Below are 16,450 nucleotides of genomic sequence, written 5' to 3' on the forward strand. Positions count from 1 at the left end.
ATAATTAAACTAAACCCTTAATGGGTTTAGTTTAAGTAATATGAGATTTTAGGTGATTAATCATCAAATTTTTGACCTAAAATATTACCTTTATAATCTGTATAAATCTCCATCATATTGTTTGTTCTAAATTTATAACCATTGATTTTTTTATCTACTTCTACAATAGTTGCATTTGGTTGTGCTGCTTGTACTTTAGCAATAACTTCTTTTGGGATAAATCCTGTTGGAATACCTTTGTATTTACCATCAACTTCTTTCCAGTCGCCATTAATGATAAAATCAATTTCAGTTCCATCAACTAAATTTACTTCATAAGAATCTACATCTTGTTTTACATAGCCTATATTTACACCTTTAAAATGAGTGTTTAAAAACTCTTGAGCCTTTTGAGGCAAAGCACTTGGACTAACAACCATATCTGCGAACATAGAACTTGCACAAACTAAGCCAGCTAACATTAATTTCATTTTCATTTTTTCTCCTTTAAATAAAAGTTGAAAGAATGATATTGTTTACTTGTGAAATTTATGTGAATTTAATTTTTAAAACCAACTATCTTATTTTTATCAAATGAAGATTCTATTTCTTTTTCTATAGTGTGCAAAAAATCATCCATTTTAAAAATACCATCTTTAGAAATAGCCGCTTTTAAAGCTGTATTTTTAACCACCATTACAATTTGAGCTCCGCTTAATTCATATGAAGCTAAATTTTTTAAATCAAAACTATCATCAAATTTAGCATTTTTAGGCAAAGCTTTTTGCCATATCATTAAGCGTTGTTCATAATTTGGCTTTTTAAATTCGATTTTATACTCAAATCTTCTTGAAAAAGCCACGTCTAAACTTTCTAAAAAGTTTGTTGTAGCTATGATAACTCCACTAAAACGTTCAATTTGTTCTAAAAAAATATTTTGCATTTGATTATGCATTTTATCAGCACCAGCGCTGCTTTCTACCCTAGTACTTAAAAATTGATCAGCTTCATTTAAAAGCAAAATAGGACTTTGCTTGCTTGTTTGACAAAGTTCTTTGTAAGTATCAAAAATTTTTCTTACATTTTGCTCGCTCTCACCCACATATTTACTTAAAATTTTCGAGCAATCAAAACTCAAAATGGATTTTTTCATAGCTTTTGCCATACTTAATGCACTCATAGTCTTACCAGTACCAGCAGGACCATAAAAAATTATCTTAGCTTCTATATTTTTGTTAGTTTTTATACCCCATTTATTTAATCTTTCTAAAACCTTTTTATCTTGTTGTTTTAATATGCTTTCTAATAGATCTTTAGTGCTTTGGGGCATAATAACATCATTTATATTGATATTTGGCTCGATTAGCTCAAAAATATCTTGTTCTTTAACTAAATTTTGAAGTTTAATTTTTTTATTTTTCTTTGGTTCTTTAAAGTTAATAATTCTTTGTAAAATATCATCACTTAAATAAAAAATCTTAGTGATATCACCCAAAGAATTAACAAATTCATCGTATTCTAAAAGATTTAAACTAAGCAACTTAGAATCTTCTTCTAATAAGGCTTTATTTTCTTGTTTTTGAGCCTCATCTTCACTGATTAAATGAAGTAAAAAATTAAAATCTCTACTATAAGAATTTTCAGTATTTAGTAAATACTCTTCTTTTAACAAACTAATAAATATCAAACATTCTTTATCGTTTAAAGCATATTCTTTAAAAATCTCTGCTAAAACATTAGAAATTTTACTTTTCTTTATACGCTCTTTAATGTATGCTTCAAATATAGCTATATCTTTTTTAATATTCTTACTTTGAGAGCTTTTAGCAAAAAAACGCAATCTTTGATAAAGCTCGATTTTAAAAAATTCATCTTTTAAATACGCAATATGATCTTCATAAATTTGATCTTGCATATAATCTTGTATGTTTTTATTTTCTAAAACTTGCAAGAAAACTTCACTTAAACTTAACTCACATTGTAATAAATTTAAAAGCAAGCTTGAATTTTTACTCGATTTAAAATCAGAAAAAATTTGAACAATAAAACCTTTTTCTATAAGATTTTTAAGATCTTTTAAATGATCTAAATACTCATATTCATCATTTTTAAAAACTTCGCTAAGAAGATTGTAAGCATTAATGCTTGCATTTGCCTGCAAATAATTTTTGCATAAATGCTTTAAAATTAAAATTTCATCTTCGCTACATTGTAAGTTTTTATAAATATTGCTTTTAAAAGTATCATTAAGAAAAAGTTTCAAATCTTTCATATTTTCCTTTATATTAACCTTATGCTAAATTTGATTTTGGATTTTTTATCATTAAAACTCATATTTTTATCACAAACCTCATAAAAAATATCATAATTGTTACTTATAATCTTTTGAGTAAAACCACAAGAGGTAGTTTGTTTATTTTTTCCATAAAAAATAGGTTTTTTATAGATTAGATCTTGTAAAAAATCATCATAATATTCATTATTAAAAAATCTTTTATTAAAATATGTTTTTGCATAACATACACCATTAACGCAAATTTTATCGCTAATTTTTAATTCAAGCAAGGCTTTAGAAGCACTGTAAAGCTCTAAACTTGTAAAATTTTTTCCCTCATATAAAAAACCATAATCAGCAAATTTAAACTCTGGGGTTTTTAAAATAATATAAGCACTTTGTGATTGTGTTTTGCTTTTTAAAGCACAAGAGCTTAAAAAAATGCACACAAAACACAAAAAAACTATTTGAAGTAAAGTTTTCATTTAAGATTTTTAAAACTAATATTAAGTTCTAAATTGAGTTCTTTTACTATTTTCATCACGCTTTGCAAATCATCAATTTGCTTGCCAACTACGCGAATTTCATTACCTCTAATACTTGAAGTTACCTTTAGCTTACTATCTTTTATAGCTTTGTTAATCTTCTTAGCACTATCAGCATCAATAGCATCATTAACTTTTAAGTTCAGTCTAAAATTTGCTCCGCTTTCCCTACTTAGCTCTTTAATACCATTAGGGTTTATCCCTCTTTTAATAAGCTTTGAAATAACAATATCTTTTAACACTTCAAGCTTTGTTTCACTAGAGCAAATAAGCTTATAAACACTTTCTTTTTCATTTAACTCTATTTCACTTTTAATGCCTTTTAAATCATATCTACTATCAAGCTCTTTTTTAGCTTGCTCTAAAGCATTTTTTAGCTCTTGTTTGTCAATTTCCCCACTAATATCAAAACTATGTTCACTTGCCATTTTCTATAAACTCCTTAAGATTATTAAATACAATTTGGACTAAATTTTGTATGGATTCTTCACTTGCCCATGCAACATGTGGAGTGATGATTAAATTTTCTTTATTTTTTATACCAAGCAAAGGATGATTTTTAATCATAGGTTCTATTTCAAGCACATCAAGTCCTACTTTGATATTTTTCTCATTCATAACTTGAGCTAAATCTGCTTCATTGATGATTCCACCACGCCCTACATTAATCAAAATAGCATCATCTTTTAAAAGCATTAATTCTTTTCTACTTAATAAATTTTTTGTCTTATCATTTAAAGGCGCATGTATGCTAATTACATCACAAGTTTTTAAAAGCTCTTCGAGACTTACTTTTTCATACTCATCATTATTATTAGCCCCTGAGGTAGAATAATAACAAATTTTAGAACCAAACATTTGAGAAACCCTAGCTACTTCTTTACCTATAGCTCCAAGTCCTATAATACCATGTTTTTTACCGGTTAAAGTATGCAAAGTCTTACTAAAATCACAAAACATTTTACTCTCACACCATTTGCCTTCTTTACTCCATTTATCATAATATGGAATTTGATTTAAAAAAGCAAAAAGCAAAGCAAAGGTATGGCTTAAAACACTTTTTGTGGAATAACTAGCGGCATTTTTTACCACTATACCTTTAGAATTTGCATAAGCTACATCTATATTATTTACCCCAGTACCAAGTTGTAAAATAAGTTTTAAGTTAGTATTATCTATTACTTCTTTGTCAATGATGATTTTATTTATCATTACAACTTGCGCATTAGCTATTCTTGCAATAACCTCATCTTTAGAAGTTAAATCATAACTCACAAACTCGCCAAGACTTTCAAAAACCGTTAAATCCGCTCCACCTAAAGTTGCAGTATCTAAGCATACTATTTTCATTAATCTTTTACTATATGTCCTACAAATTTAGAATAATTATCAAGCACTAATCCGCCTTTTCTAAAACCTAATCCACAACCCTCATAAGCAAAGAAAACCCCTGCTTGGTAATAATTACTTTCATTTTGATTAAACTCAGCAAATTCTTGATACACAAAGCGATTGTTTTGATAATCTCCGCTTGTTTCAAAACTTACATCTCCATTAGCTTCTATAATAGAAACATTGGCTCCTTCTCTACCAAAAACAGGCTTTTTAACACATTTTTTACCCACTAAAGGTTGATCGCTTGTTTCAAGCAATAAAGGATGATTTGGATAAAGCTCCCATAAAATTTTCATTATACCCTTACTTTGAAACAATAAAGTGTAAGCAGGATTTAAAATGATTGCTTTTTGATTTTGCATGATTTGAGTTAAAAGCATAGCAAGCTCACCCTCTTCTATGGCTATGCTCTCCCAAGGAATGAGCTTGAAAAAATACTCAAAATTTACATCATTTTTAAAAATACCCTCAGGCGAAAATTCCACCTCATCTATATAAGAAAACTCACTCTCAAAACCTGCTTCACTAGCAATGTGTGCTAAAAGCTTGGTTGTAATCATATCCTCATCACTACCTGCGATTGAAGAAAATAATATCTTCCAACCTTCATAATACTTTTCAAATTCACTTACATCTTCTTCTAAAGTGATAAGTCTTTTAAAATTATCTTTTAGGGCTTCATATATATTATTAAACTGCGAGCTTTCATCTAGGTTGTTTTGTTTTAAAATAGCCCATTGTAAAATAGCACTTTCAAATAAAGAAGTTGGAGTATCAGCATTAAATTCTATTAGCTTTATAGGCTTACCATCAAGCCCACCTGCTAAGTCAAACCTTCCATATAAATGCCAATGCACATCATTTTCCCAACTCATCTTAATCGCATCAACTAAATTAAAAGGAATTCCAAGTTCATCAAAACGATCATTATCAATCACTTCTTGCGCAGCAGCTACAAACATATCATAAAGCTCATTCACTGCTTCATAATATGCATTTGCTTCATTTTCTCTCACACAAACTAAGTTAGAATCTAAATAATCACTTCCATCATTATCTGTATGCCATGAAAAGCCTATTTGTTCTAAGTAAGATTTTTCTAAAGGATTTACTTTTAAAAAATTCATTTTACACCCTTAGGATCCAAAAGAGCTAGAAGAACTTGAAGTAGCCTTAGAACCACCACCAAAAAAGCCTGATTTTTTCGCACTTGAGCCTGAAGTGGCACTTGTACTTGCCTTATTAAAACTATTTACACTTCTTTGATAAGCACTTTGGTTTGAAAATGCTCCTCTTTGCTGGTTTGCAAAATTTTGGTTATTAAAAAGTTTTGAGCCTATCCAGCTACCAAGTATAGCACCAGCCGCACTCGCAAGCAATGTTTCACCTAAAGACAGTCCTCCACTACTCATTTGAGCGTTATTTGGATTTGTTAAATTTGAAGTACCATTGTCTATTTTAGCAGCTTCTTCTTGGATTAATTTATCCATTTCTTCTTTGCTTAAAACTCTTTCTGTGCCATCAAGTTGTTTTAAAACTACCCTAGTTTCATCGCTTGGAAATTGATCTTTGATTTTGTATTGATTTGGAGCAGTTTCTTCGATGATAACAAAAGCACCTTGAGTATTTACTGCCTGACTCAATGCATTATTAGAATCACTTGCATTGCTACTACATGCACTTAAAGCACCTGCACTTATTGCGGCAATACCACTTATCATACTAAGCTTAAGTATAGTTTTTATATGTTTCATAATCTTTCCTAAATTTATAAGTTTAACTTAATAAGATTTTAACAAAAAAAGTATTAATAAAAATTAATTGCCTTAATTTATCATAGCCATTAAATTATTACTCAAAATAAACACAGCAAAAGCAAAAAATATAAAAGCACTTAAATAATCAATATGCTTTAAGTTCTTTTGATAAATTCTTACCATGAAAGGTTTAGAAAATAATAAAGAAATCAAAGAAAAATAAATTATAGTTTCTAAAATCAAAACAAAAATTAAAACTATCAACATCCACCGCATTTGGGTAAAATCAAAACTTGCAAAAACGCTAGCAAAATAAAAAATTGCTTTAGGATTAGATAAATTTGTAATCATTCCACTTAAAAATGCAGATATATGAGTTTTTTGAACTTTTATATTACCTATTTTTGCATTTTTGTAAATTCCATAAGCTAAATATAAAAGATAACAAGCCCCAAAACTTGATAAAGCAATTTGCAAAAATGGAAATTGATGGAAAATCGCACTCAAACCAAGTATAGAAAGTATAATCCATACACTAACGGCTAAACTTATCCCCAAGCTTGCCTTTAAAGCACTTTTAACTCCTTCTCTTAATGCATATGAACTTACTAAGAAAAAATCAGGTCCTGGTAAAATAAGTCCAAAAAAATGAATGATTAAAATCCAAAGAAACATAAATAATCAATGAATAAAAGCCGATTTCTCGGCTTTTTTGGTATTAGAGTCTTGACTCGTAGCGTCTAAGCATATAAAGTCTTTTAAGCATTTTTTTGCGTGCTGAAATTTTTTGTTTTTTACGAATTTCAGTCATAGGCTCAAAAAATCTTCTAGCGCGAACTTCAGTAACAACTAGATTTCTATCTACTTGTTTTTTGAATTTTCTATACGCTTCATCAAAAGACTCGTTAGGATGTACCTTAATTCCTGGCACGACCCTCACCACCTTTCTTAAATAAAATTAAAAATGTATTATATCATAATTTTACTTGAAATTAATTTTTATTTTTGTAATAATTACATAAATAAAAATTAAACATAAATTCTTAATATAAGACAAAGTTTGGTTTAATTTTTCTAGTACTACAATTTAAAAAACATTTTTTAAGGAAAATAAAAATGAGTGCTTGTATCACCAATTATACTAAAAAAAGGTATATAGCCTATATCATTTCTATGATTATTTTTATAATACTACCTTTTATAAAAATTAATGACAATCATTTCTTTTTATTAAGTTTTGATCATAAAAAGCTTAATTTGTTTTTTATTGCTTTTGATACCCAAGAGCTTTATTTAATGCCATTTGTTATCATGGGCATGTTTTTAACTATACTTTTTATCACCACTCTAGCAGGAAGAATTTGGTGTGCTTGGAGCTGTCCTCAAACTATTGCTAGAGTTATTTATAGAGATTTATTGCAAACAAAAATCTTTAAAATTCATAAAAGCACAGCAAATAAACAAAAACAAGTAGATGGATTTTTTGTCCAAAAAGTTTTAAGTATTGTGATTTTCTATCTTTTTTCATTATTAATGATGAGTGCATTTTTATGGTATTTTGTACCACCTGAAGATTTTTTTGTATATATTCAAAACCCTGCTGATCATTTGTTACTTTTGGGGATTTTATTTTGTGCTTCTTTAGCCTTTACTTTTGATATAGTGTATTTGGGTGAAAAATTTTGTGTTTATGTATGCCCTTATGCAAGAATTCAATCTGTAATGTTTGATAATAATACCGTTCAAGTAATTTATGATGATAAAAGAGGTGGTGTGATTTATGATGGGCATACCAAACTTTATCAAAAACCACCACAAGGTGAATGTATAGGCTGTGAAGCCTGTGTAAAAATTTGCCCTACACATATAGATATACGCCAAGGAATGCAACTTGAGTGTATTAACTGTCTTGAATGCGCCGATGCTTGTTCAAAAATTCAAGCTAAATTTGATCGCCCTAGTTTGATTAACTGGACTAGTGCAAAAGCCATTGAAACAAGAGAAAAAGTAAAATATTTTAGATTTAGAACTATCGGATATTTAGTAGTTTTATGTGGTGTTTTTGCAGCCTTAGTTTTAATGGGAAGCAAAAAAGAAAATATGCTTTTAAATATCAATCGCTCTAGTGAGCTTTATCAAGTAAGAAAAACACATGATGGAGATTTATTAATCACCAATGCTTATGTATTTTTATTCCAAAATACAGATAATAAAACTCATGAGTATTATTTTGATGTAAAATTACAAGACTTTGAAGATGGTATAGAAATCATTAGACCTAAAAAACCTTTTAAATTAAAAGCTGGTGAAAAAGATAAGCATATAGTTGTTTTAAAAGCTACTAAAAAACTAGCTGATAATGATAGAAAAGATACCGTAATACCTTTAACTATCAAAGCTTATGCGCTTGATGATAAAAATATTGTAATCACAAGAGAAAGTAATTTTGTATATCCTAAAAACTCAATTGTAGAGCGTAAAAAACACTAAAATGGAAAAAAAACTTTCTTCAAAATCTCAAGCAAGACTTGAAAAAATCAAACAAATTGCTACGGAGTCATTTTTAAAAAATGGCTACGAAGCAACTAATCTTAAAGATATCATCAAACAAGCTGGAGGATCTTTTTCTTGTGTATATGAGCATTTTAAAAGTAAAGAAGGTTTATTTGAAGATATACTAAATGATTTTGCTGAAAATCATTTTTTAGCTACTTTAAAAAAAAATATGAAAATCACAAATGAATTAAGCTTAGAAGAATATTTATATCAATATTCCTTAGCTTATTTAAAAATTTTCAATAATAAAAAAACTATTTCTATAGTAAGACTTCTGTATTCTCAAATTTATAATGATAAATTTGATTTTTCTTCATGGTTTAAAGGTAATAATCGTAAAGAGGTTGAAAATGTTTTACGAAAAAGATTTGAAATAGAAAATGAGCATTTAGCTAGTAATGCTGAATTTTTAAGTGTTACATTTTGTGCCATGCTAAGAGGAACTTTTTTTATGCAAAGTATTTTTGGAAACAAAGTACTAATGGACAAAAAAGAACAAGAAGAACATGCATCAAAAATCGTAAAACTTTTTATTAGTGGGATTATTAACTTTAATTAACTATATATTGATAGAATAATTATGCATATAATTTTGTAATATAAATTACTTTTTTCGTTTAGCTAAATAAATAATTTTAAGGAAACCAATGAAAACAAAACTTTTAACTCTAGCTTGCGCTTCACTTATCTTTGTAGCATGCTCAAATGATAAGAATGCACAAGTTAAACAACTCCCTCCCCAACCTGTAAGTATTATGACTATGCAAAGTTCTAATTTACCTTTAGAATTTACCTATCCTGCAAGATTAAGCACTGAATTAGATGTAGTAATTAAACCTAAAGTAAGTGGCGAAATCAAAGCAAAATACTTCAAAAGCGGCCAAGCCGTTAAAAAAGGTGATAAACTTTTTCTCATAGAGCCTGATAAATACCAAGCAAGTGTAAATATGGCTTATGGGGAAGCTTTAGTAGCAAGAGCTAATTTTGATGATGCTGAAAAAAATTTCAAAAGAGATCAAATTTTAATAGAAAAAAATGCTATTTCACAAAAAGAATTTGACGCAAGTTTGGCTAAATTTAATTCTACCAAAGCTAATTTAGAAAGTGCTAGAGCAAAACTTGCTAATGCAAGATTAGACTTAAAATACACTGTAGTAAGCGCTCCATTTGATGGAGTTGTAGGTGATACACTAATGGATATAGGTGATTATGTAAATGCTTCATCAACCGAACTTGTACGTATTACAAACATTAATCCTATCTTTGCAGACTTTTATATTTCTGATGTAGATAAGATCAATATGAATAAAAATCTACAAAGTGGCAATTGGCAATTAGAAAATATCCAAGTACAAGCTAATGTTGGCGGTGAGCTTTTTAATGGAAAATTATATTTTATAGATAGTGTTATAGATACACATAGTGGTGGAGTAAAAGCAAAAGCTGTTTTTGATAACAACAACTCAAGCTTAATGCCTGGTTCTTTTGCAAATGTTCATGTTGAAGGCTTTGTTCAAAAAGATGGGTTTGAAATTCCTCAAGTTGCGCTTTTACAAGATGATAGTACTACTTATGTTTATACTCTAGTAGATGGAAAAGTAGTTAAAACTAATGTGAATGTTATTTATCAAACTTCTGATAAAGCAATCATTGATAAGGGCTTAAAAAATGGCGATAAAGTCATTTTAAATAATTTTAAAAAAATCCGTCCTGGTGCAAGTGTTAGCGTAATGGAGAATAAATAATGTTTTCTAAATTTTTTATAGAAAGACCTGTATTTGCTTCCGTTGTAGCTATTATTATTTCTTTAGCGGGTATTATAGGACTATATTCTTTACCTGTAGAGCAATACCCTTCTTTAACCCCACCTGTTGTAAAAGTAAGTGCAAATTACTCAGGAGCTGATGCTCAAACAGTAGCTCAAACAGTAGCCATTCCTCTTGAAGATGCAATCAATGGGGTTGAAAATATGATTTATATGGAATCAACTTCAAGTTCTTCAGGAGATATGAGTTTAAGTGTATATTTTAATATAGGTACAGATCCTGACCAAGCGACAGTTGATGTTAATAATAGAATTTCAGCTGCTACAGCAAAATTACCTGAAGATGTTAAAAAAACTGGTGTTAGTGTAAGAAAAACTGGTTCAAGTATATTAGAAGTTGCTACTTTATATTCTCCTGATGGTTCTATGGATTCACTTGAAGTATATAATTATGCTGCGTTAAATATCTTAGATGATCTTGCTAGGGTTCCTGGTGTAGGTAATGCCGTAGCAATCGGCTCAAGAAATTATTCTATGAGAATTTGGCTTAATCCCGATTTATTAAATAAATATCAAGTGACCGCAACAGATGTTATTGCTGCAGTAAATGAACAAAACGCTCAATATGCTACTGGTAAGATAGGTCAAGAACCTGTGGTAGAAAGATCACCTTATGTATACTCAGTAACTATGCAAGGAAGGTTAAAAAACACAAAAGAATTTGAAAATATTATTATAAGAGCAAATAGCGATGGCTCTTTTTTAAGACTTAAAGATGTTGCAGAAGTTTCTTTAGGTTCAAGAGAATATACATTTAAAGGTAGATTAAATGGAAGCGATGCTACTCCTATATTAATTTTCTTACAAACTGGAGCAAATGCAGTAAGTACAGCTGAGTTAGTACAGAAAAAGTTTGAAGAGCTTTCAAAAAGCTTTCCAGAAGGTTTAGCCTATAAAGTACCTTATGATACAACTATATTTATTAAAGCTTCTATCAAAGAAGTTGTAAAAACATTTTTTGAAGCACTCATTTTAGTTGTGATTGTAATGTACTTGTTCTTGAAGAATTTCCGTTCTACTATCATACCTATGATTGCTGTACCTGTTTCTATTTTGGGAACTTTTGCGGGATTATATGTCTTAGGTTTTAGTATCAACCTTCTTACACTTTTTGCTTTGGTATTAGCTATTGGTATTGTTGTTGATGATGCAATTATAGTAGTTGAAAATATCGATAGAATCATGCATGAAGATCCAAATATAAGCATAAAAGAAGCAGCCATTAAAGCAATGGATGAAGTTGCTGCACCTGTTGTTTCTATCGTTCTTGTGCTTTGTGCGGTGTTTATACCTGTTTCATTTATATCCGGTTTTGTGGGAGAAATTCAAAGACAATTTGCCATCACTTTAGCTATTTCAGTTGCAATCTCAGGTTTTGTAGCATTAACACTAACTCCATCTTTATGTGCAATTTTCTTAAAAAGAAATGAAGGGGAGCCATTTTACTTAGTAAAAAAATTCAATGATATATTTGATTGGTCAACTGAAGTTTTTGGCGCAGGAGTTGCTTATATATTAAAAAGAACTATACGCTTTGTCTTGATTTTTTTCATATTCTTAATCGGATTATATGGATTATTCAAAATAGTACCAAATTCACTTGTACCACCTGAAGATCAAGGTAGTTTTTTATCTGTTGTGAACTTACCAGCAGCTTCATCTCTCAATAGAACAACCCAAGCTATGGATGCAATGGGTGAAGAAATCGGTAAAAATGAAAATATTACTGATATTGTAGGTCTTATAGGTTATGATCTTTTCACAGGTTCTTTAAAAGAAAATGCTGGTGCAATGTTTATTAATCTAAAAAATTGGAATGATAGAGATACAAGTAGTTTTGATCTAACTAGTATGTATAATAAGCAATATTTCTTAAATCCAAATTTTCAAACTTTCTTTGTTAATCCACCTCCAATTCAAGGTTTAAGTTTAACTGGTGGTTTTGAAATGTATGTACAAAATCGTGGAGGTAAAAGTTATGAAGAAATTCAAGTTGATGTAAATAGATTAGTTGAAGCAGCAAATAAACGTCCTGAGCTTGCAAATGTAAGAACTACACTTGATACTAATTTTCCACAATTAAAATTGGAAATTGATCGTGATAAAGTAAAGCTTTATGGTTTAAATTTAGCAGATGTATTTAGCACACTAAATGCCACGATAGGAACTTACTATGTAAATGATTTTTCTATGCTTGGAAAAAATTATCGTGTAAATATTAGTGCAATTGGAGATTTTAGAAATACACAAAATGCTTTAAAAAATATTTTTGTTAGATCAAAAGATGGTTCTATGATAGCTCTAGATAGTGTTTTAACACTTCATAGAGGCGTTGGGCCTGATGATGTAAAACGTTTTAATATGTTCCCATCAGCACTAGTACAAGGTGATCCTGCACCTGGTTATACCTCAGGACAGTCTATTGATGCTATTGCTCAAGTTGCCAAAGAAACTTTAGGAGAGGATTATTCTATTGCTTGGTCAGGTTCTGCTTATCAAGAAGTTACAAGTAGTGGTGCAGGTCAAGTAGCTTTTATACTAGGGCTTTTATTTGTATTTTTAATCCTAGCAGCTCAGTATGAAAGATGGCTTATGCCTTTAGCAGTAATCACTGCTGTGCCTTTTGCGGTGTTTGGCTCTTTACTTCTTGTATGGCTTAGAGGCTTAGAAAATGATATATATTTTCAAACAGGACTTTTACTTTTAATAGGACTTTCGGCTAAAAATGCAATTTTGATTGTCGAGTTTGCTATGGAAGAACATCTTAAAAAAGGAAAAAGTATTTTTGAAGCTTCTATTAGTGCAGCAAAATTAAGATTTAGACCTATTGTAATGACTTCATTAGCATTTATTTGTGGTATTTTACCTTTGTACTTTGCTTATGGAGCAGGAAGTGCAAGTCGCCATGCAATAGGCACGGGTGTTATAGGAGGTATGATAGCAGCTTCTACTATAGCCATTTTCTTTGTACCTTTATTTTTCTATTTATTAGAAAGCTTTAATAAATGGCTTGATAAAAAAAGAGGTAAAATCAATGCGTAAATTAATAATTTTTGTAAGTTGTTTTTTAATAACAGCTTGCAGTTTAAAACCAAATTTAGAAATCAAAGATGTAAATTACACTAAAAGTTTAGACCAAAATATTAGCATTAACAAACAATGGTGGAAAGCTTTTGATGATAAATATTTAAATACCTTAGTCGATCAAGCTTTAAAAAACAATAACGACTTGCAAATTGCATATATAAATTTACAAAAGGCTTATGAAACTTTAGGTATAGCAAGAAGTGATTTACTTCCTAAACTTGATGGAAGTGCTAGCGGAGCAAGAGCAAAAACTAGCATTAATGCTCCAAGTAACAAAAGCAATGAATTTGCTTATGGTAATGATTTTAACATGGGTTTAAATTTAAGCTATGAAGTAGATTTATGGGGTAAATACAGAGATACTTATGGTGCTTCAAAAGCAAAATTACAAGCTAGTGAGTTTGACTATGAAAGCGCAAGATTGAGCTTAATTTCTAATGTAGTAAAAACTTATTTTAACCTAGCAAGCTTAAGCGAGCAAGTAAAAATTTTAGAAGAAACAACCCAAAGTTATCAAAAAACTTATGAGTTAAAATTAGAGCATTTTAAACTTGGAGTAATTAGTGAGTATGAGCTTAACAAATTTAAAGCTGAGCTTGAAAATTCAAGAGTTTTACTCACAAACGCTAAAATTCAAAAAGAAGCTAATACCAAAGCCTTAAAAATCCTAACTTCAAATGATATTGATGATATACTTTATAATAGCATAGAGTATAAAAAAATAGGACAATACGAGCTTAGCATACCCGAGGGCATTGGCAGTGAAATTTTGCTTCAAAGACCTGATGTGCAAGCTAGTTTAAAAATTTTAGAAGAAAAAAATTATCTTGTTGGAGTAGCTAGAACTGCATTTTTACCAAACCTTTCTTTAACAGGACTTTTGGGTTTTCAAAGTAATGATTTAGATCTTTTAGTCAAACATGGAAGCAATACTTGGAATGTAGCTGGAAATTTTGCGATGCCGATTTTTCATTGGGGTGAAATTATGAATAATGTTAATATTGCAAAGCTTACCAAAGATGAAGCATTTTTACAATATGAAAACACCTTAAAAACAGCTTTTGGAGAGATAAGACTTGCTTTATTTAACCGCCAAAGCTATTATGAAAATGAGCAAAATTATAAAAATTTATTTCTAGCCCAAAGTAAAATTTATGAAATTTCTACCTTAAGATATGAAAATGGCGTGATTAACTTGGCTGATTTTTTACAAGATCAAAGAAATTATTTAAATGCTAAACTTTCTTATACTAACTCATCTTATGAGCTTGCAAATTCTATTGTAGATGTTATGAAAGCTTTTGGTGGAGGATTTAACGCTAAAGAAGAATCAAAAGAAAACATCAAAGCTATGGAAGAAAACTTAAAGGAAAGCTTTTATAACAACTAAGTCTTTAAGGCTTAGTTGTTAATGCATTTGAATTTGAATTCTTTGATTAAAATTATTATTTCCTCTATCTTTTGGGCTATTATGCTCAAAACGATAACGCATACTACCTGAAACATTAACATCTTGAAAAATTTCATCTAAAGGTGCAGAATTTGACACACTTATAAATCCTAACAAAAATACAAAAAATGCTATAAAAATCTTTTTCATTATAAAGCCTTTGTAAAAATATGATACAATTATAGTCTTTTTAAATAACTACAAAATGAAATTTTAGGAAAAATATGAATTTTTTACAAAACTTAGCTCTTTCTTACTCACACAAGGCTATGCAAAAATCTTTAGAGAATGGTTTTGATGTGAAACTTTTAAAAGAAGGACAAGAAAAAAAAGTTAATCCAAAAAAATCTTATATGCTTTATGCTCACATACCATTTTGTCATACTTTTTGCCCATATTGTAGTTTTCATAAGTATTATTACAATGAAGATTTAGCAAAAAGATATTTTGAAAGTTTAAGAGAAGAAATCAAACAAATCAAAGACAAAGGATTTGATTTTACTTCTATGTATGTGGGTGGCGGCACTACTTTAATCAATGAAGAAGAGCTTGCTAAAACTTTAGAACTTTGCAAAAAATTATTTAACATCAAAGAAATTTCTTGCGAAACTGACCCTAATCATATCGAACCTAAAAAGTTAGAAATGTTTAAAGGACTTATAGATCGTTTAAGTTGTGGTATACAAAGCTTTGATGATGATACTTTAAAAAAAGTAGCAAGGTATCATAAATTTGGCTCTAGCAAAGAACTTCAAGAAAAGCTTTCTAAAGCCATAGGTGTGCTTCCTATCATGAGTATTGATTTGATTTTTAATTTTCCTTCTCAAACCAAAGAACAATTACTCAATGACTTAGAAATAGCCAAAAACTTAAAACCTCAACAAATCACAACTTATCCTTTGATGAAATCAAACCTCACAAAAGATAATATCGCAAAAACTCTAGGAGTAAGTTTTAAAGATAATGAATTTGAATTTTATAAAATCATTGTAGATTTTTTCAAAGATTATGAAAGAAATAATGCGTGGTCATTTTCTTTAGAAAAAAGTAGCTTTAATGATGAGTATGTAAGTAGCCATCATGAGTATTTGGGTGTAGGAAGCGGGGCTTTTAGCTTTTTAGATGGAGAGCTTTTAATCAATGCTTTTAATTTAAATGATTATTCTAAGCTCATCAAGGAAAAACAAAATGCAAATATTGCTAAAGCTAATTTTAGTAAAAAAGAAATCATCAAATATGTCTTTTTAACCGAAATGTTTACTGGTAAAATCGAAATTGATAAATTTAATAAAACTTTAGAATGTAATTTAGAAAAAGATCTTTTTATAGAACTTTTAGGTCTTAAATTAAGCAAGGCTATAAAAAAAGAAAACAATACTTTATATACAAGTGAATTTGGATGTTATTTGTTTATGGTATTAATGAAAGATTTTTACACAGGTATGGATTTAGTGCGTGCTGTATTTAGAGATGATAAACGCTTACAAGATAAAGAACGCATAAATATCATGCAAGAAAATGTTGATCCACTTGATTTTAAAAGCATGGAGTTTAAAGGATAAAAAGCCTTTTTTTTAAGGC

16 protein-coding genes are annotated in these 16,450 nt (G+C 29.2%); 6 read left to right on the forward strand and 10 right to left on the reverse strand.

The annotated features are described in order from the left end of the window. Positions 1–56: 56 nt before the first annotated feature. From CAMP5060_RS01900 to rpsU, 9 genes are all read right to left on the reverse strand, one after another. Positions 57–476, reverse strand: coding sequence for a PepSY-like domain-containing protein (locus CAMP5060_RS01900; RefSeq protein WP_087699133.1), 420 nt, complete (start codon positions 474–476; stop codon positions 57–59). 62 nt (positions 477–538) lie between these two features. Then, positions 539–2,251 (reverse strand): ATP-binding protein, encoded by a 1,713-nt coding sequence (locus CAMP5060_RS01905; RefSeq protein WP_087699131.1) that lies wholly within the window; start codon positions 2,249–2,251, stop codon positions 539–541. An 8-nt stretch (positions 2,252–2,259) separates the two neighbouring features. Next, positions 2,260–2,739, reverse strand: coding sequence for a hypothetical protein (locus CAMP5060_RS01910; RefSeq protein ID WP_337217814.1), 480 nt, complete (start codon positions 2,737–2,739; stop codon positions 2,260–2,262). Further along, positions 2,736–3,227, reverse strand: a complete 492-nt coding sequence (locus tag CAMP5060_RS01915; RefSeq protein WP_087699127.1) for a YajQ family cyclic di-GMP-binding protein — start codon at positions 3,225–3,227, stop codon at positions 2,736–2,738. The genes CAMP5060_RS01910 and CAMP5060_RS01915 overlap by 4 nt, the downstream gene beginning before the upstream one ends. Continuing rightward, positions 3,217–4,149: a D-2-hydroxyacid dehydrogenase gene (locus tag CAMP5060_RS01920; protein WP_214100495.1), complete on the reverse strand. Its 933-nt coding sequence runs from the start codon at positions 4,147–4,149 to the stop codon at positions 3,217–3,219. Before CAMP5060_RS01920 ends, CAMP5060_RS01915 begins: the two co-directional genes overlap by 11 nt. Next, positions 4,149–5,321, reverse strand: coding sequence for a glutathionylspermidine synthase family protein (locus tag CAMP5060_RS01925; RefSeq protein WP_214136253.1), 1,173 nt, complete (start codon positions 5,319–5,321; stop codon positions 4,149–4,151). The genes CAMP5060_RS01920 and CAMP5060_RS01925 overlap by 1 nt, the downstream gene beginning before the upstream one ends. Before the next feature lie 9 nt (positions 5,322–5,330). Then, positions 5,331–5,948, reverse strand: a complete 618-nt coding sequence (locus tag CAMP5060_RS01930) for a UPF0323 family lipoprotein (protein WP_337217815.1) — start codon at positions 5,946–5,948, stop codon at positions 5,331–5,333. A 72-nt stretch (positions 5,949–6,020) separates the two neighbouring features. Beyond that, on the reverse strand, positions 6,021–6,626 hold the full coding sequence (locus CAMP5060_RS01935; protein WP_087699121.1) for a LysE family transporter: 606 nt from the start codon (positions 6,624–6,626) through the stop codon (positions 6,021–6,023). Between the two features lie 43 nt (positions 6,627–6,669). Continuing rightward, positions 6,670–6,882 carry a 30S ribosomal protein S21 gene (rpsU, locus tag CAMP5060_RS01940; protein ID WP_002780697.1) on the reverse strand — a complete coding sequence of 71 codons (213 nt, stop codon included), beginning with the start codon at positions 6,880–6,882 and terminating at the stop codon, positions 6,670–6,672. A gap of 185 nt (positions 6,883–7,067) precedes the next feature. Between rpsU and ccoG the strand changes: the two genes are divergently transcribed. The 5 genes from ccoG to CAMP5060_RS01965 all read left to right on the forward strand — a co-directional run bounded on the left by ccoG (position 7,068) and on the right by CAMP5060_RS01965 (position 14,809). After that, positions 7,068–8,441 carry a cytochrome c oxidase accessory protein CcoG gene (gene ccoG / locus CAMP5060_RS01945; RefSeq protein ID WP_087699119.1) on the forward strand — a complete coding sequence of 458 codons (1,374 nt, stop codon included), beginning with the start codon at positions 7,068–7,070 and terminating at the stop codon, positions 8,439–8,441. Between the two features lies 1 nt (position 8,442). Next, a complete protein-coding gene (locus CAMP5060_RS01950; RefSeq protein ID WP_087699117.1) occupies positions 8,443–9,066 on the forward strand; it encodes a TetR/AcrR family transcriptional regulator in 624 nt (207 codons plus the stop codon). Positions 9,067–9,154: 88 nt separating this feature from the next. After that, positions 9,155–10,252 (forward strand): efflux RND transporter periplasmic adaptor subunit, encoded by a 1,098-nt coding sequence (locus tag CAMP5060_RS01955; protein ID WP_087699116.1) that lies wholly within the window; start codon positions 9,155–9,157, stop codon positions 10,250–10,252. Then, positions 10,252–13,374: an efflux RND transporter permease subunit gene (locus tag CAMP5060_RS01960; RefSeq protein ID WP_087699114.1), complete on the forward strand. Its 3,123-nt coding sequence runs from the start codon at positions 10,252–10,254 to the stop codon at positions 13,372–13,374. The genes CAMP5060_RS01955 and CAMP5060_RS01960 overlap by 1 nt, the downstream gene beginning before the upstream one ends. After that, a complete protein-coding gene (locus CAMP5060_RS01965; RefSeq protein ID WP_337217816.1) occupies positions 13,367–14,809 on the forward strand; it encodes a TolC family protein in 1,443 nt (480 codons plus the stop codon). Before CAMP5060_RS01960 ends, CAMP5060_RS01965 begins: the two co-directional genes overlap by 8 nt. A gap of 18 nt (positions 14,810–14,827) precedes the next feature. On the opposite strand, the gene CAMP5060_RS01970 is transcribed toward CAMP5060_RS01965, so the two are convergent. Continuing rightward, positions 14,828–15,019: a mini-MOMP protein gene (locus tag CAMP5060_RS01970; RefSeq protein WP_039619495.1), complete on the reverse strand. Its 192-nt coding sequence runs from the start codon at positions 15,017–15,019 to the stop codon at positions 14,828–14,830. A gap of 74 nt (positions 15,020–15,093) precedes the next feature. On the opposite strand from CAMP5060_RS01970, the gene CAMP5060_RS01975 reads away from it, so the two are divergent. Continuing rightward, positions 15,094–16,431 (forward strand): coproporphyrinogen III oxidase family protein, encoded by a 1,338-nt coding sequence (locus CAMP5060_RS01975; RefSeq protein WP_261530159.1) that lies wholly within the window; start codon positions 15,094–15,096, stop codon positions 16,429–16,431. Positions 16,432–16,450 lie beyond the last annotated feature (19 nt).

Source organism: Campylobacter sp. 1569, assembly GCF_024723675.1.
Taxonomy (GTDB): Bacteria; Campylobacterota; Campylobacteria; order Campylobacterales; family Campylobacteraceae; genus Campylobacter_D; species Campylobacter_D jejuni_C.

Bases quoted from the DNA above. Each gene is read 5' to 3' on its own strand.
- CAMP5060_RS01900 (WP_087699133.1), bottom strand. From the start codon at position 476: ATGAAAATGAAATTAATGTTAGCTGGCTTAGTTTGTGCAAGTTCTATG.
- CAMP5060_RS01905 (WP_087699131.1), bottom strand. From the start codon at position 2,251: ATGAAAGATTTGAAACTTTTTCTTAATGATACTTTTAAAAGCAATATT.
- CAMP5060_RS01910 (WP_337217814.1), bottom strand. From the start codon at position 2,739: ATGAAAACTTTACTTCAAATAGTTTTTTTGTGTTTTGTGTGCATTTTT.
- CAMP5060_RS01955 (WP_087699116.1), top strand. From the start codon at position 9,155: ATGAAAACAAAACTTTTAACTCTAGCTTGCGCTTCACTTATCTTTGTA.
- CAMP5060_RS01935 (WP_087699121.1), bottom strand. From the start codon at position 6,626: ATGTTTCTTTGGATTTTAATCATTCATTTTTTTGGACTTATTTTACCA.
- CAMP5060_RS01925 (WP_214136253.1), bottom strand. From the start codon at position 5,321: ATGAATTTTTTAAAAGTAAATCCTTTAGAAAAATCTTACTTAGAACAA.
- CAMP5060_RS01920 (WP_214100495.1), bottom strand. From the start codon at position 4,149: ATGAAAATAGTATGCTTAGATACTGCAACTTTAGGTGGAGCGGATTTA.
- CAMP5060_RS01950 (WP_087699117.1), top strand. From the start codon at position 8,443: ATGGAAAAAAAACTTTCTTCAAAATCTCAAGCAAGACTTGAAAAAATC.
- ccoG (WP_087699119.1), top strand. From the start codon at position 7,068: ATGAGTGCTTGTATCACCAATTATACTAAAAAAAGGTATATAGCCTAT.
- CAMP5060_RS01975 (WP_261530159.1), top strand. From the start codon at position 15,094: ATGAATTTTTTACAAAACTTAGCTCTTTCTTACTCACACAAGGCTATG.
- CAMP5060_RS01960 (WP_087699114.1), top strand. From the start codon at position 10,252: ATGTTTTCTAAATTTTTTATAGAAAGACCTGTATTTGCTTCCGTTGTA.
- CAMP5060_RS01965 (WP_337217816.1), top strand. From the start codon at position 13,367: ATGCGTAAATTAATAATTTTTGTAAGTTGTTTTTTAATAACAGCTTGC.
- CAMP5060_RS01930 (WP_337217815.1), bottom strand. From the start codon at position 5,948: ATGAAACATATAAAAACTATACTTAAGCTTAGTATGATAAGTGGTATT.
- CAMP5060_RS01915 (WP_087699127.1), bottom strand. From the start codon at position 3,227: ATGGCAAGTGAACATAGTTTTGATATTAGTGGGGAAATTGACAAACAA.
- CAMP5060_RS01970 (WP_039619495.1), bottom strand. From the start codon at position 15,019: ATGAAAAAGATTTTTATAGCATTTTTTGTATTTTTGTTAGGATTTATA.